Genomic DNA, 13,798 nt, shown 5'->3' on the forward strand with positions numbered 1-13,798 from the left:
CTTTTCTCGCTTTGTGGGACAAAGGAAAGTGCCCCTTGTCGCCACGGGGGAAGCGACAAGGGGCACCGGTGGGCGCCGCGACTCACTCGGCGGGAACGGGATCCAGTTCCACCGCCGGGGCAGCCGGCGCGCTCGCGTCGGCCTTGCCCGGGCGATCCAGCACCAGCAGGGCGAGCGCGGCCAGGGCGCACAGCCCGGCCAGCACCCACAGGACCGTGTGCAGGGCGTCGGTGTAGGCGCCGCTGACCACGTTCTCGAAGGCCGTCCTGGCCGGACCGGCGGGGACCGAGCCGGCCGGGGTCGCCATGTCACCCTGGTTGACCAGGTCGGCGACCTGCCGCGGATTGGACACCTTGCCGGCCAGGCCCGAGCTGGTCAGACCGGCCAGCATCGTGCCGACGACCGCGATGCCGATGACCTCACCGCCCAGCCGCATCGTGTTGAACATGCCGGCCGCCATGCCCGCCCGGCCCGCTTCGACCGAGCCGACCGCCGCGCCGTCCATGACGCCGAAGCTGATGCCGATCCCGATGCCGATCGTCAGGTACGGGCCGAGCACCTCGATCGCGCTGGAACCCGGGTGCAGCACCGTCAGCCAGGCCACGCCCAGGCCGGTCAGCACCACCGTGACCAGGACCAGGACACGGACCGAGATCCAACGGGCCAGGTAGCCGGTCACCAGCGGCATCACCAGGGTGGGCAGGGTCAGCATCATCAGCAGCAGACCGGTCTGCTGCGCGGACATGCCGTCCACCGCGCTGTAGTAGGTCGGCAGGTAGACCAGCAGCGGGGTGAAGCCGAAGACCAGGGCCACGATCGCCAGGCAGAGGCTGGCGTAGCGGCGCTGGCCCAGCAGGGACAGGTCGAACATCGGGTGGGCCTGGCGCTTCTCCACGATGCCGAACGCGATGATCAGGACCACCGCGGCCGCGAAGCAGACCAGCACCAGCGGGCTCGTCCAGCCCTCCTGCGGGCCGTCCAGCAGGCCCAGGATCAGTGCGAACAGGGCCAGGGTGAAGGTCGCCGTGCCGGCCCAGTCGATCTTGCCGGCGTTCGGGTTGCGGGACTCGCCGATCACCGAGGTGCCCAGCAGGACCAGGACGCCGATCAGCGCCGGGACGTAGAAGACCGCTCGCCAGCCGAGCAGGGAGTTCAGCTCACCGCACAGGAACGGGCCGAAGGCCAGGCCGCAGCCGACCGCCGTGCCGAACACACCGAACGCCTTGGCCCTGGCCGCGTCGGAGTCGAACAGCGTCGACAGGCAGGCGACACCGCAGGTCAACACGGCGGCCGCGCCGATGCCCGCGGCTCCTCGGGCCAGGTCCAGCACCAGGGTGCTGGGGGCGATCGACGAGACCAGCAAGGCCGCGGAGAACACCGCCATGCCCACGCGGAACATCCGCCTGCGGCCGACCAGGTCGCCGAGGCTGCCCAGCGCCAGCATGAAGGCGGCGAAGGTCAGGTCGTAGCCGTTGATCACCCACTGCATCGAGGTCAGGTCCGCGTGCAGGGCCGCGCTGATGCTCGGCAGGGCGACCGAGGGGCCGGCCAGCGAGACCGGCAGCAGGATGCAGGCCACCGCGATGGTGAGCAGTCCCAGCCCCGGACGGGTGGTGGTACTCGTGGACATCTGGGGTTCCCCCAATCACACAGGCTTGGACTACTTCTTCACTGTGTCCGCGATGAGCGTGCCCGCGACACCCCAGCTCTCGGCGGGCACCTCGGTGATCCACACCTGCACCGTGTCGGCCGGCAGGCCGTAGGCGTCGACGAACGCCTCCGTGATCTTGTTGACGAGGTCCCGCTTGAGCTCGATGTCGCGGGGGCCCTGCAGAACCGTGACTACTGGCACCGTGATCTCCCAAGGAAGTTCGTGCACGCCCCGTCGTTCGGGGCTGTCACGATGGTCGGGCACCGGAACGGGGTCACGGAAGACGGCACTCTGGAGTGGTGAGGGAACCCCGGGGTAACCAACTCACCGGGAGATGGTGTGAGCGAGCACACCGTGTCCATTCACCGTACACCAGATTCAATCGCTCCATTGTGGACGGTCAAAGCGGCGCGGACGGAACGCCACGGCAAGGCCCCTGACGCAACCGCGCCGGGGGCCGCTTTTCCGTTCGGCGCTCAGCCGGCGGAGTCGTCCAGGTGCAGGGACTCGCCGTTGAAGACGCCCAAGGCCTCGTTGTAGAACTCGAGGCCGATGCCGTTGGGGTCGCGGACGTAGAGGCTGTCGTCGACGCCGCGGTCGGGGCCGAGGTAGTCGATGCCCTCGGCGTCGAGCTTGGCCTTGATGGCGGCGAAGTGCTCGGCGTCGACGGACAGGGCGAGGTGCTGGACGGCGCCGATGGTCTCGGTGAAGTCGGGGTGGGGGTGGCCGGGAAAGTCGAAGAAGCCCAGCAGGTTGCGGTTGCCGAGGTCGAAGAAGAAGTGGCTGGAGCCGGCGTAGTCGCGGTTCTCCACCAGCTCGACCAGGGGGAAGCCGAGGAACTCCTGGTAGAAGCGGATGGTGGCCTCGACGTCCTTGGCGATCAGGGCGATGTGGTGCACGCCCCGGACGGGGGTGGCGGGACGCTCCCCGACGGGACGCAGGTACTGGGCCTTGAGCTCGGCGCGGCGGTTGCGCACGGCCTCCAGGGCGGCGCCTTCCGGTTGCGGCATGGTGCACTCCTCTCGGGTCGTCCTTGATCCCAGTGTAGTTGAATGCTCAACAACTTGCCACCGCTGTGACGAAGGCCCTGATCCGGGCCGGGTCCTTGACGCCCTTGGCCGCCTCGACGCCGGAGCTGACGTCGACGGACAGGGTCCGGCACAGCGGCCGCAGGGCGGCGATGCCGGCGGCGACGTTGTCGGGGGTGAGCCCGCCGGACAGCACCAGGTGCGCGTCGGGCGCGGCCGGCAGCAGCGACCAGTCGAAGGCGCGGCCGCCACCGCCGTAGCCGGGAACGTGAGCGTCCACCAGAATCGCCCGCGCCCGGTCGAACCGCTTCGAGAAGCCGACCAGATCGAACGGCGGCGTGTCGGCGTCGAGCGGAATGCGGGCGGCGCGCAGGAAGGCCAGCCGGCCCTGCTGCGACGCGGCCCAGCAGTCCTCGGGCGTCTCGTCGCCGTGGAACTGCAACAGCGCCCCGGGCACGGCCGCCACGGCGGCGGCCACCTCCTCGACCGAGGCGTTCACGAACAGCAGCACCGGCGTCACGAAGGCCGGCAGCCGGGCCGCCAACTCGGCGGCTCGTTGCGGCGTCACATATCTCGGGCTCGGCGGGTAGAGCACGAAGCCAATCGCGTCCGCCCCCGCGTCCACCGCCGCGTCCACGTCCTCAGGCCTGGTGAGGCCACAGATCTTCACGGCTGTTCGGCTCGCCATGAGCCGCACCGTACACGTAGCGACGGCCTTCCCCCATTCGAGTTCACCACGCTAACGGCCCCACCCCGACCGCGAACTAACTGCCATGACTGTATGCCCGACGTGCGAACGGGAACTGGCTCCCACCGCGCGGTTCTGCGGATCGTGCGGGACGCCCGTCGCGCAGCAGCCGTCGAGCCCCGAGCCGCTGACGATCCCGGTTCCCCAGCCCTATCCGGCCCCGCCCCAGCCCCGGCACAGCGCGCCCCGCACTGTGCTGCTGCCGGCCGCCGCCGGCGCGGCCGTGGTGGCGCTGGCCGCGACCGCCGTGGTGGTGTTCGTGTTGCCGCACTTCACGAATTCCGCCCAGCCGGGGCCGTCGAGCGTGGTCGCGAATCCGCCGCTGTCGGCCCCCGCGACGACCACGACGACGACCGTCACGACCACGACCACCACGACCGAGCCGACCACGACCACGCCGACGGCGGCGACCGCGGCCGACCTGGCGGCGGAGGTGGCGGCCGACCACGCGACGGCGGAAACCCTTGTCGGACAGTGGGTTCCGCAGATCTCGTCGAAGAAGCTGGGGCTCGTGGTCAACGGCGTCACGTTCGGCTACCCGGAGATCATGGCCGACTTCCAGACGCTGAAGGCCCAGCACCCGGAGGCGGTCATGGTGAACTCCAACGACTACACCAATTTCTCCGGCAAGGACTTCTGGGTCACGATCGCCGCCACCTCCTTCGGCAGCGCCGACGAGGCCAACCACTGGTGCGACGTCCAGGGCTTCGCCGAGCAGGACTGCTACGCCAGCCGCCTCATGCACACCGGCGGCCCCGCCGGCAACTCCAAGACCCGCTGAGCCGTTCCAACGCCAGGAAAGGCCCGTTGACGGCGACGGCGCCATGATCAAGGGACCGATACTGACGTTCAACGCCAGGAAGGGCCCCTTCACCGCGTCCGGTGTCATGATGGGGCCCTTCATGACGTTGAACGAGAGAAAGGGTCCCTTCGCTCGGGGGGTGGCTGCGGGTCAGGACAGGAACTTGGCGATGAGCTTGGTGATGGCCATGACCGGTTCGCTGAGCACGCCGACGACGGCGGCGACGCGCTGCCAGCCGGTGCGCACGACTTCCCGGTTCGGACGGTCGCTGCGCAGCTGCGCCTCGATCTCGTCGAGCCGGGCCCGGACGTCGTCGCGGCCGTCGGCGGGGGCGTCGCGCAGCAGATCGGCCCGCTGGGCCACGATGGCCTCAAGCAGGGCATCGGCCGGGGCCCCGTAGTTGTTGGTGACACTGGCTTTGTGCCCGATGGCGCTGCCGCTGATCTGCGCGTTGCCGAAGTCGAACTTGTCGCCCATCGCCGGGTCAGCCCTTCTGGGTGTTGGTGACGCTGCTGCGGCTGCCAACCGCGGAGTTGATCAGCGTGGTGCCGCTCAGGTCGTAGTTGTTCACCTGGGGATCGGCCAGCTTCATGAAGTCCACCACCGAGTACCCGCGCTCCTGGAGGTACTCGCCGACCGCGCGGAACAGCGTGGAGTCCAGGATCCGCACGTACCGTTCGACGTCCACGTCCTGGAAGTAGGTCTGCACCCGGTCGGCCTGGGCGGCCTCGCGCAGGCTGCGGTCGGCCCCGTACTTGGCCGGCATGACCTCGTTCACGCCCTGCTTCAACGGCGTGAACCGGCGGAACACCGACGCCACTCGGCGCACGATCGTGGCCGGCAGCACCATCAGCTCGACGGCGGTGGACTTCAGCGGGGCCAGCAGCGGATCACGGTACTGGTCGATGGCCCGGAACACCGGCTGGATCGGCAGCAGCGCGAAGAACCGCCACTCCAGGAACAACATCTTCTGGTCGGTGCCGGCGTGCACGTAGCAGGACGTGGTGACGTCGCGGTCCCAGGCCTCGACCCGGTAGCAGCTGTAGTACCGCGCCCATTCCACGGCGGCGTCGGCCAGCGCCCGGGCCTCGTCGACCGAGACCCGCGACACCGGCGCATGGTCCAGGTCGGCCAGGACCTCCGGCACGACGCGGTGGTCGAGCACCAGCCGGTCGGCCGGGATCAGCACCTGCTCGCGGCGCACGAGGTCCTCCAGCCGGCGGCCGGGGCCGAGGGTGGAGGTGGTGCGCAGCCGGCTGATGGCCTTGGCGACGTGGTCGTGCAGGCCGGTGACGCTGATCGCCGCGGGCTCTTCGTCCTCATCGGACGGTTCGAGCGGCAGCGCGATCAGCTGTTCGTGCAGGGCGAGCCCGGCGCCGATGAACGGTGAGAAACCCCGGTGCACCACCACATCTGCGGCGTCGCTGCGGTCGACGTGCTCGGTGGCGGCGGCGACCCGTTGCAGCGGCAGGTGGAACGTCGTGAGCCCGAGGCTGCGCAGTCGCTGCTCCCAGTCGTGCGGGCTGGTCCGGCCGTCGGCGAGGAAGTCGGTGCGGCGGAACCGGTTGTACACCAGGTAATGCACCGCGAACTCGTCCACAACGACGACGGCGACGATCAACAGCAGCACGATCACCGTGAGCAGCAGGCCGACATTGAAGCCGCTGTCGGAAGCCGGCGATGGAGACGAGTCGTAGTACCCGCCGCTGTCGGAGGAACTCGACCGGCTGCCCAGCGAGGACAGGACCGACAGGATCGCGATGCCGGCGCTGCCGACCACCGCTGTCACGGCGATCACCAGTAGCGCCACGACGCCCAGGATGGCCGCGCCCCGGCGGCTCATCGAGAAACGCCCCAGCACCAACGAGAGCAGCAGCCCGAACACCAGCCAGGGCAGGAAAACCACCGGCCCGGCGAACAGCAGCACGGCCAGCAGGAGCAGCAGCACGCCGTCGCGGATCCGGCGGCGGGCCCGGGAGGCGACGGCCTCGCGCAGCACCGCGGTGGTGTCCACGCCCGGCGCGGGCGGGATCGCCCGCAACGGCTCCACCAGGAACTCGCGGATCGCCGAATTGGCGTAAGCCTCGCTGAGCTGAGCGGCCGCGCACAGGTAGCGAGTGGTGTTGTCGCGTTGCACCAACGAAGCGCCGCAGACCTGGCAGAACTTGTCGCCGCCGGGATTGACCTCCCGGCAACGCCAACAGTGTTGGTTGCGTTCGGTGACGCCGGCAGCCATGGCCGCTCCCTCCGGACCTGCTTTTCTCGCCCAGAGATCGCCCGTTCGGCCGGGGCTCGTTAGCGCATGTCACTCGTTCGCGGCAACGCCACCCCCGGCGCACACCCACTGCGCCCCCGGCCGGCCGCGCACTTAAGATCCCCGCAGGGAAGACTTTCCGGAAAGGGCACGACGTTGCGGGTGCTGCTGGTCGAGGACGACGACGGTGACGCGCTGCTGGTCACCTCGCTGCTCGACGAGGTGGGGGCGACGGTCGAGGTGTCGCGGGCGCGGACGGCGCGGGACGCGGTGGAGCTGCTGCCCGGCTTCGACTGCGTGCTGGTGGATCTGGGGCTGCCCGACGCCAGCGGGCTGGACGGGCTGCGCCGCATCCTGGACCACGCGGGCCAGGCGGCGGTGCTCGTGCTCACCGGCCACGACGACGAGGAGCGCGGCATCCAGTCGCTGGCCGTCGGCGCGCAGGACTACCTGGTCAAGGGTCAGGTGGACGGTTCCCTGCTGCTGCGCGGGATTCGCTACGCGGTGGAGCGCCGCCGGGCCGAGGACACGCACCGCCAGCTGCGTGAAGAACGGCTGCTGGCCCAGGAGACGGCCCGGCTGGAGCGCGGCCTGCTGCCCTCACCGCTGCTGACCGAGCACTCCCCCGCGCTGACCTCCCGCTACCGCCCCGGCCGGCGGCGGATGCAGCTGGGCGGCGACTTCTTCGACGCCGTCACCGGCGCCGACGGCTCGCTGCACGTGGTGATCGGGGACGTCTGCGGGCACGGCCCCGACGAGGCGGCGCTGGGTGTGTGCCTGCGGATCGCCTGGCGCGCCCTGGTCCTGGCCGGCCAGGCGGACGACCAGGTGCTGAACACGTTGCAGGAGCTGCTGATCCACGAGCGGCACCGCGAGGGCATCTTCACCACCCTGTGCATGGCCACCGTCACACCGGACCAGTCGGCCGCCGCCGTGTACCTGGCCGGGCACCCGTCGCCGATCCTGCTCGGCCCCGCCGGCCCGCTGCCGCTGCCCCGGGAACGCGCCGGTCTGCCGCTGGGTGTGGTGTCGGACGCCAAGTGGTCGGCGCTGGAGCTGCCGCTGCCGCCGGGCTGGTCGTTGCTGCTGTACACGGACGGCCTGGTCGAGGGGCGGATCGGGGCCGGCCCGGAGCGGCTGGACACCGAGGGCCTTGTCGAGCTGATCGGCCGCTGTGACCGGGCGAGCCTGGTGCGGGATCTGGTGGCGGCGGTGGAGCGGACGACCGTGGGCGAGCCGGACGACGACCTGGCGGTGGTGTTGCTGGAGGACAGCCGCTGACCGGCGTTCGCGCTGCGTCCGAGCGCCCGCTGGCCGATGCTGGAGAGATCATGAACGAGCGGATGGGGTCGGGCTGGCCGCTGCGGCGCTGGTATCTGGCCGTTGTCGCGGTGATGGTGCTGGTGGTGGCCGCGGCGGTGGGGCTCGGCGCGTGGGCGCTGCACAGCTTCACCGAGGCCCGGTCGCTGGTGGTGGACCAGGTGGATCCGGCGTCACGGCAGGCGTTGACGCTGTCGAACGCCCTGGTCGACGAGGAGACCGGCGTTCGGGGCTACGTGCTGACCGGGCGGGAGGACTTTCTCCAGCCCTACCAGGAGGGGCAGCAGCAGGAGGCGCGGGCCGTGCAGGCCCTGCGTGATCTCCAGACCGGCGACCTGGCCTCGGCCGGCGCCGCCCTGGACGACGTGCAGCGGGCGGCCGACCAGTGGCGTTCCCAGTACGCCATGCCGGCGTTGCGCCAGGCCAACGCCGGCGACATCGACCGTGGCAAGGCGTTGTTCGACCAGGTCCGGGCGGCGTTGACGACGCAGGAGGCGAAGCTGGCGTCGGCCCGCGCGGCCGGTCGGTCGGTGCTGAACTCGGCCAGCGACAACCTGATCGTCGTCGGCGTCGTGGTCGCGGTGGTGCTGCTGGCGCTGATCGCCGTGCTGGCCCTGCTCGCCCACTACGGCGTGGTGCGGCCGGTGTCGAAGCTGGCGGCGGAGGTGCGGCTGGTCGCCGACGGGCAGTTCCAGCGGCCGGTGGCCGGCAGCGGGCCCCGGGAGATCGCCAGCCTGGCCGCCGACGTGGACCAGATGCGCCTGCACATCGTGGACGAGCTCGAGGTCCACATGCGGATGCACGACGAGCTGGAGCGGTCCAACCGCGAGCTGGAGCAGTTCGCCTACGTCGCCTCGCACGACCTCCAGGAGCCGCTGCGCAAGGTGGCCAGCTTCTGCCAGCTGCTGGCACGGCGCTACCAGGGGCAGCTGGACGAGCGGGCCGACCAGTACATCCACTTCGCCGTGGACGGGGCCAAGCGCATGCAGGTGCTGATCAACGACCTGCTGGCGTTCTCCCGGGTCGGGCGGCTGACCCGGGAGCAGCTGGTCGTCGACTCCGGGGAGATCGCCGCGCAGGCCGTGGCCAACCTGGCCACCGCGGTCGAGGAGACCGGGGCGGAGATCACCATCGGGCCGCTGCCCCCGGTGCGGGGCGAGCCGGCGCTGCTGGCGGCGGTGTTCCAGAACCTGATCGGCAACGCCGTGAAGTTCCACGGCGACCAACCGCCGCGGGTGAGCCTGTCGGCCGAACGGGACGGCGACCTGTGGACGTTCACCTGCGCCGACAACGGCATCGGGATCGAGGCGGAGTACGCTGAGCGGGTCTTCGTGATCTTCCAGCGGCTGCATCCGAAGGACGCCTACCCGGGCACCGGCATCGGCCTGGCGATGTGCCGCAAGATCATCGAGTACCACGGCGGCCGGATCTGGCTGGACACCGACGCCGGCCGGGGCACCACGTTCCGGTTCACCCTGCCAGTCGTCGAGGAGGAACCGTGACCGAGTCGTTCGTGGACGTGGTGGACGTGCTGCTGGTCGAGGACGACCCGGGCGACGTGCTGATGACCCGCGAGGCCTTCGAGCACCACAAGATCCGCAACAAGCTGCACGTGGTGGCCGACGGCGTGGAGGCGCTGCAGTTCCTGCGCCGCGAGGGCCCGCACGCCGAAGCCCCGCGGCCGGGTCTGGTGCTGCTGGACCTGAACCTGCCACGCAAGGACGGCCGCGAGGTGCTGTCCGAGATCAAGTCGGACGACAGCCTGCGCAGCATCCCGGTCGTGGTGCTGACCACCTCCGAGGCCGAGGAGGACATCCTGCGCAGCTACGACCTGCACGCCAACGCCTACGTCACCAAGCCGGTGGACTTCGACCGCTTCATCGACGTGATCCGCCAGATCGACGACTTCTTCGTCACCGTGGTGAAGCTGCCCCGCTGACCCTCAAACGCTTGGAAGGGGGCTTTCCTCCACTCCGAGTGAAGGAAAGCCCCCTTCCAAGCGTCAAGGGCGTCGCATGGGGTCAGCGCCAGCTGGGGAGCCAGAGTTCGGCCTGCCACTGGGCGGAGGGGATGGAGTCGCCGTTGAGGATGGGCCACAGCCACATGAAGTTGGCGACCACCAAGCCGGTGTAGATGGCGACCACGAGCAGTCCGGTGCCGCGGCGTTCGGCCCCGGCGCGGGCCCGGCCGAGGATGTCGCCGCAGGCCAACACCAGGCCCAGCACCAAGAACGGGGCCAGCGGCGTGACGTAGAAGAAGTACATCTGCCGGTCGAGGTTGATGAACCACGGCAGCAGGCCGGCCAGGTAGGCCACCATCACCGCGGCGTGCCGCCAGTCGAACCTGACCAGGGCCCGCCACAGCGACCAGCCGATCATCGGGAAGGCCAGCCACCACATCGCGGGCGTGCCGATGAGCATCTCGGCCCGCACGCACGACGTGGTGCCGCAGCCCTCGGCCAGCGGACTGGGCGGCTGCTCGATGTAGTACAGCATCGGCCGCAGGCCCATCGGCCACGTCCACGGCTTGGATTCCCAGTAGTGCGGATGGTTGCCGGTGACCAGGGTCTCGTGCACCCGCAGCACATCGGCCTCGTAGCCCAGCAGCGACTGGAGGGCGGAGTCGGCGAGGTGCCGGTCGTAGCCGGTCTCGCTGCCGTACCACGCCCACCACGTCCCGAAGTACACCGCGACCGGAATCACGAGCAGGCCCCACAACGCGGGCAGCAGATCCCGCATCGCGGCCCCCACCCACGGCCGGGCGACGCCGGCGGCCCGCCGGGCCAGTGCGTCCCACACCACCGACAGCACGCCGAAAGCGGCGACGTAGTAGAGACCGTTCCACTTCACGCCGCACGCCAACCCCAGCGAGACGCCGGCGGCGAACCGCCACCACCGGAAGCCCAGCCGCGGACCCCACCGCGAGGTCCATCCCTCGGTGACGGCCACCGCCAGGCGTCGACGCACCAGATCCCGGTCCACCAACAGACAGGCGAAGGCGATCAGCACGAAAAACGCGACGAAGATGTCCAGCAGGGCGACCCGCGACTGCACGTGGCTGACGCCGTCGCAGATGAGGAACACTCCGGCCAGCGCGCCCAGCATGGTGGAGCGGGTCAGCCGCCGTCCGATGCGGACGATCAGGAACACGCACACCGCGCCGGCGACGGCCGAGGAGAACCGCCAGCCCCAGCCGTCGTAGCCGAACAGCCATTCCCCGACGGCGATGAGGTATTTGCCGACCGGCGGGTGCACGATGAACGTCCACCCGGCGCCGACGTCGTCCTCATAGCCGCCGTTGCGCAGCATTTGCCACGCTTCGACGGCGTAGTACTTCTCGTCGAAGACGGGGGTGCCGCGGTCGGTGGGGAAGCCCAGGTTCCAGAACCGGACCAGCCCGCCGACCAGGGTCACCACCAGCGTGACGACCCAGCCCCGCACGGTGTCGGTCGGCCGCCACACCGCCAGCCGGTCCAGCGGCCCGGCCGTGGACGGCGGCGCGGTCGGCGGCACCTCCCCGACGTCCACGACCCCCACCATGCCGTCGATCATGCCGCACCCGGTGTCGTTCAGGTGGGGGAGCCTATGGAGCGGGCGAAGCGGAGGGGGTCGGCGACGGGGCCGGTGGCGGCGCGGAGCTTGGCCGCCTCCTCCAGGCGGGCCAGCTGGTCGCCGCCGCCGATCTCGCCGAGCAGCACTCGGTTGTCGTGCACGCCCAGCACCTGGAAGCGGGTGCCGGGCAGGAACACCACGGGATCCAGCTCCGGCTCCAGCAGACCGGTCCGGCGGGCGCTGTCCGACCAGATGACGAACTCGGCGTCGCCCGGCAGCGCGGCGTCGGCGGCGGTGACGGCGTTGAGGAAGCTGACCTCGGTGAGAATGGCGCCGCTGCGATGGGTGGGGGGATCGAGCGTCCCGCCGCAGAACGCGACTCCCTCGTACGTGGGCAGCCGTTGCAGGCCGGAGATCACGCAGCTCAGGAACGGCAGCAGCGCGTCGACGTCGCCGGACAGCAGGGCCTCGTCGGCCTTGCGCTCCCCAGCGGCCAGGTAGACCAGCACGGCCACCAGGTCGGTGACGACCGACTGGAGCTCGCCTTCCCGCAGTTCCGGGTGTTGCACGAGCAGCCGCAGGACCCTGCTGGCGTACGAGTCGTACTGGTCGCCGAGAGTCCGCAGCATCCAGCCCCGGTGCTCGTCCAGCGCCGTCTCGGCGGCGACCAGCGTGTCCAGCAGGGCGTCGACGTCGATGCCGGGATCGACCAGGAACGGCTCCGCCCGCACCGGCGCCGGAGGCGGCTCCACCGGCCACGGGTCGGCCGGCAGCTCGATCTGGCTCGACTCGACCGGGCCAGGATCAATCGGGCCGGGGTCGATCTGGCCGGGATCGAGCGGCGGCGGGTCGAGCGGGCTGGGATCGAGCGGAGACGGGGTGATCTGGCCGGCGCCGATCTGGTGCAGGGCCATCTGCCGGCGCAGCAGCACCATGGTCGGCAGCTCGTCGCCGATGTCGTAGTTGACGTCGGCGTCCACCGCGGTCAGCACGGCCTCGGCGACGACCGCGGTCGGCCCGTCGACCCCCGCGTCAACCGCCGTGTCAACCACCGGGTCGGCGGCGGGCTCGGGCTTGGGGGCCTCGCCGAACACCAGCCGCACCACCCGCTGGCTCTCGGCGTCGAGGCCGGCGAACAGCTTGGCCCCGGCGACGCTGATCTCGTCGCCGACGGGCTCGCCGGGCACGCCGACGGTCATCCGCGCCCACTCCGGGTCGACCGGCATGCCCCGCACCAGCTCGGCCCCGGCCGGGGTGGCCCCGGCGGCCCGCACCCACAGGCCGGCGGCCACGGCCTCGACGACGACGTTGGCGGTGAGCTCCCACTGCCCCGGCCGCAGCGATTTCAGCCCGGCCACCGGGGGCCGGGCGGCGATCACCTCGGGGGGTTTGCCCGGCCGGTACCGCAGTTCACTGGCGAACGCCCGCCAGGTGGGGCGGCCGTCGGGGGCGACGACGCCGACCTCGATGCCGCGCTCGGTGGCCACCGGCAGCCCGTTGAAGGCGATCACCGGCCGGCCGATGGTGTCGGCGGCGAACTGCCCGAGGTCGGCCCCGAACGAGGCGAACCGGACCCGGCGGCGGATCTCCTCCGGCAGCGCCTCCCACAGCGCCCGCAGCTCGGCCGACGGCAGCTGGGCCTCCTCGGGGCCGCCGAGGATGACGGTGAGCACGTCCATCCGCACCGGCACGCCGAAGGCCAGCGCGGAGTGCCGGCGGGTGGCGGCGGTGGGGGTGGCGTGCAGCCACAGCCCGGTCGGCACCGGTTCGGCCACCGACACGGGCCCGGCCCGCCACGGGGCCGTCGTCATGAACGACTCCCATTCCGGGGACGGGAACCGCGCGCCGAGCGCCTCGCTGGGCTTGTCCGGGTGGAAGCTGCGCCACGAGCCGGTGGCGTGCGCGTTGGCGACGAAGGTGGAGCCGCCGGGCACCGGCACCAGCGTGCCGTCGGCCGCGACGACCTCGGCCTTGAGCTGCTCGGCCAGCCACTGCGCGGCGATGGCGCGGGCCGGGCCGGCGCCGGTGGCGCTGCCCGCGCCGGACACCGCCAGCCGCACCGGGCCGCGGCCGCGCAGCGCCTGCACGAGCGCCGTCCAGTAGCTGCCGTCGCCGCCGGCCGGGAAGTCGACCACGACCACCGTGCGGCCGGGGTCCGGCGGCACCGAGCCGGCCAGCGCCATGGCGTGCCAGCCGGGGCCGGGCGGCGCCGACACGATCAGGGCCGCCCCGACCTGCCGGGTCTGGAACTCCACCACCGGCGGCTGCGCCTCGGCCGCGGGCCGTTGCGGCTTCGGCCGCCGCGACCGCAACCAATTGATCATGAGGCGCCGACCCGCGCTCTCCGGCCGCGGCCCACCTGTTCGGGTGGGGCGGTCAGCTGCTCATCGGGTCCGGACGCCACGCGCACGCCCCCGATACTGCCAGGTCCTCACCGAGCTGTT

General features: G+C 71.3%; 12 protein-coding genes. 4 read left to right on the forward strand and 8 right to left on the reverse strand.

The annotated features are described in order from the left end of the window. Window positions 1-82 precede the first annotated feature (82 nt). From ACIG5F_RS39670 to ACIG5F_RS39685, 4 genes are all read right to left on the reverse strand, one after another. Window positions 83-1,630, reverse strand: a complete 1,548-nt coding sequence (locus tag ACIG5F_RS39670) for an MFS transporter (RefSeq protein WP_396525234.1) — start codon at window positions 1,628-1,630, stop codon at window positions 83-85. A 30-nt stretch (window positions 1,631-1,660) separates the two neighbouring features. After that, complete coding sequence (gene dmpI / locus ACIG5F_RS39675; RefSeq protein ID WP_396525235.1) at window positions 1,661-1,852, reverse strand: 4-oxalocrotonate tautomerase DmpI; 192 nt, start codon at window positions 1,850-1,852, stop codon at window positions 1,661-1,663. A 275-nt stretch (window positions 1,853-2,127) separates the two neighbouring features. Beyond that, window positions 2,128-2,661, reverse strand: a complete 534-nt coding sequence (locus tag ACIG5F_RS39680; protein ID WP_396525236.1) for a VOC family protein — start codon at window positions 2,659-2,661, stop codon at window positions 2,128-2,130. A gap of 46 nt (window positions 2,662-2,707) precedes the next feature. Further along, on the reverse strand, window positions 2,708-3,367 hold the full coding sequence (locus tag ACIG5F_RS39685) for a phosphoribosylanthranilate isomerase (RefSeq protein WP_396525237.1): 660 nt from the start codon (window positions 3,365-3,367) through the stop codon (window positions 2,708-2,710). 85 nt (window positions 3,368-3,452) lie between these two features. Between ACIG5F_RS39685 and ACIG5F_RS39690 the strand changes: the two genes are divergently transcribed. Further along, the gene (locus ACIG5F_RS39690) at window positions 3,453-4,208 is read left to right on the forward strand and encodes a zinc-ribbon domain-containing protein (protein ID WP_396525238.1); all 756 of its coding nucleotides are present in this window, start codon (window positions 3,453-3,455) and stop codon (window positions 4,206-4,208) included. Window positions 4,209-4,379: 171 nt separating this feature from the next. On the opposite strand, the gene ACIG5F_RS39695 is transcribed toward ACIG5F_RS39690, so the two are convergent. Continuing rightward, window positions 4,380-4,706 carry a hypothetical protein gene (locus ACIG5F_RS39695; RefSeq protein WP_396525240.1) on the reverse strand — a complete coding sequence of 109 codons (327 nt, stop codon included), beginning with the start codon at window positions 4,704-4,706 and terminating at the stop codon, window positions 4,380-4,382. A gap of 7 nt (window positions 4,707-4,713) precedes the next feature. After that, window positions 4,714-6,465 (reverse strand): hypothetical protein, encoded by a 1,752-nt coding sequence (locus ACIG5F_RS39700; protein WP_396525241.1) that lies wholly within the window; start codon window positions 6,463-6,465, stop codon window positions 4,714-4,716. A 66-nt stretch (window positions 6,466-6,531) separates the two neighbouring features. Here ACIG5F_RS39700 and ACIG5F_RS39705 point away from each other — a divergent pair, with 66 nt between their 5' ends. The 3 genes from ACIG5F_RS39705 to ACIG5F_RS39715 are packed head-to-tail and all read left to right on the forward strand — an operon-like array spanning window position 6,532 to window position 9,742. After that, the gene (locus ACIG5F_RS39705; protein ID WP_396525243.1) at window positions 6,532-7,764 is read left to right on the forward strand and encodes a PP2C family protein-serine/threonine phosphatase; all 1,233 of its coding nucleotides are present in this window, start codon (window positions 6,532-6,534) and stop codon (window positions 7,762-7,764) included. A 50-nt stretch (window positions 7,765-7,814) separates the two neighbouring features. Then, window positions 7,815-9,305, forward strand: coding sequence for an ATP-binding protein (locus tag ACIG5F_RS39710; RefSeq protein WP_396525244.1), 1,491 nt, complete (start codon window positions 7,815-7,817; stop codon window positions 9,303-9,305). Continuing rightward, a complete protein-coding gene (locus ACIG5F_RS39715) occupies window positions 9,302-9,742 on the forward strand; it encodes a response regulator (protein WP_396525245.1) in 441 nt (146 codons plus the stop codon). Before ACIG5F_RS39710 ends, ACIG5F_RS39715 begins: the two co-directional genes overlap by 4 nt. An 82-nt stretch (window positions 9,743-9,824) precedes the next feature. On the opposite strand, the gene ACIG5F_RS39720 is transcribed toward ACIG5F_RS39715, so the two are convergent. Beyond that, window positions 9,825-11,342 (reverse strand): dolichyl-phosphate-mannose--protein mannosyltransferase, encoded by a 1,518-nt coding sequence (locus tag ACIG5F_RS39720; protein WP_396525246.1) that lies wholly within the window; start codon window positions 11,340-11,342, stop codon window positions 9,825-9,827. Between the two features lie 29 nt (window positions 11,343-11,371). Beyond that, on the reverse strand, window positions 11,372-13,666 hold the full coding sequence (locus ACIG5F_RS39725; RefSeq protein ID WP_396525247.1) for a hypothetical protein: 2,295 nt from the start codon (window positions 13,664-13,666) through the stop codon (window positions 11,372-11,374). Between the last annotated feature and the right edge of the window lie 132 nt (window positions 13,667-13,798).

It is taken from the genome of Kutzneria sp. NPDC052558 (assembly GCF_044547355.1).
Lineage (GTDB): Bacteria > Actinomycetota > Actinomycetes > Mycobacteriales > Pseudonocardiaceae > Kutzneria.

Excerpts from the sequence above, each read along its gene's own strand:
- ACIG5F_RS39705 (WP_396525243.1), top strand. The coding sequence starts at position 6,532 with ATGTCACTCGTTCGCGGCAACGCCACCCCCGGCGCACACCCACTGCGC.
- ACIG5F_RS39720 (WP_396525246.1), bottom strand. The coding sequence starts at position 11,342 with ATGGTGGGGGTCGTGGACGTCGGGGAGGTGCCGCCGACCGCGCCGCCG.
- ACIG5F_RS39680 (WP_396525236.1), bottom strand. The coding sequence starts at position 2,661 with ATGCCGCAACCGGAAGGCGCCGCCCTGGAGGCCGTGCGCAACCGCCGC.
- ACIG5F_RS39690 (WP_396525238.1), top strand. The coding sequence starts at position 3,453 with ATGACTGTATGCCCGACGTGCGAACGGGAACTGGCTCCCACCGCGCGG.
- ACIG5F_RS39695 (WP_396525240.1), bottom strand. The coding sequence starts at position 4,706 with ATGGGCGACAAGTTCGACTTCGGCAACGCGCAGATCAGCGGCAGCGCC.
- ACIG5F_RS39685 (WP_396525237.1), bottom strand. The coding sequence starts at position 3,367 with ATGGCGAGCCGAACAGCCGTGAAGATCTGTGGCCTCACCAGGCCTGAG.
- ACIG5F_RS39710 (WP_396525244.1), top strand. The coding sequence starts at position 7,815 with ATGAACGAGCGGATGGGGTCGGGCTGGCCGCTGCGGCGCTGGTATCTG.
- ACIG5F_RS39670 (WP_396525234.1), bottom strand. The coding sequence starts at position 1,630 with ATGTCCACGAGTACCACCACCCGTCCGGGGCTGGGACTGCTCACCATC.
- ACIG5F_RS39700 (WP_396525241.1), bottom strand. The coding sequence starts at position 6,465 with ATGGCTGCCGGCGTCACCGAACGCAACCAACACTGTTGGCGTTGCCGG.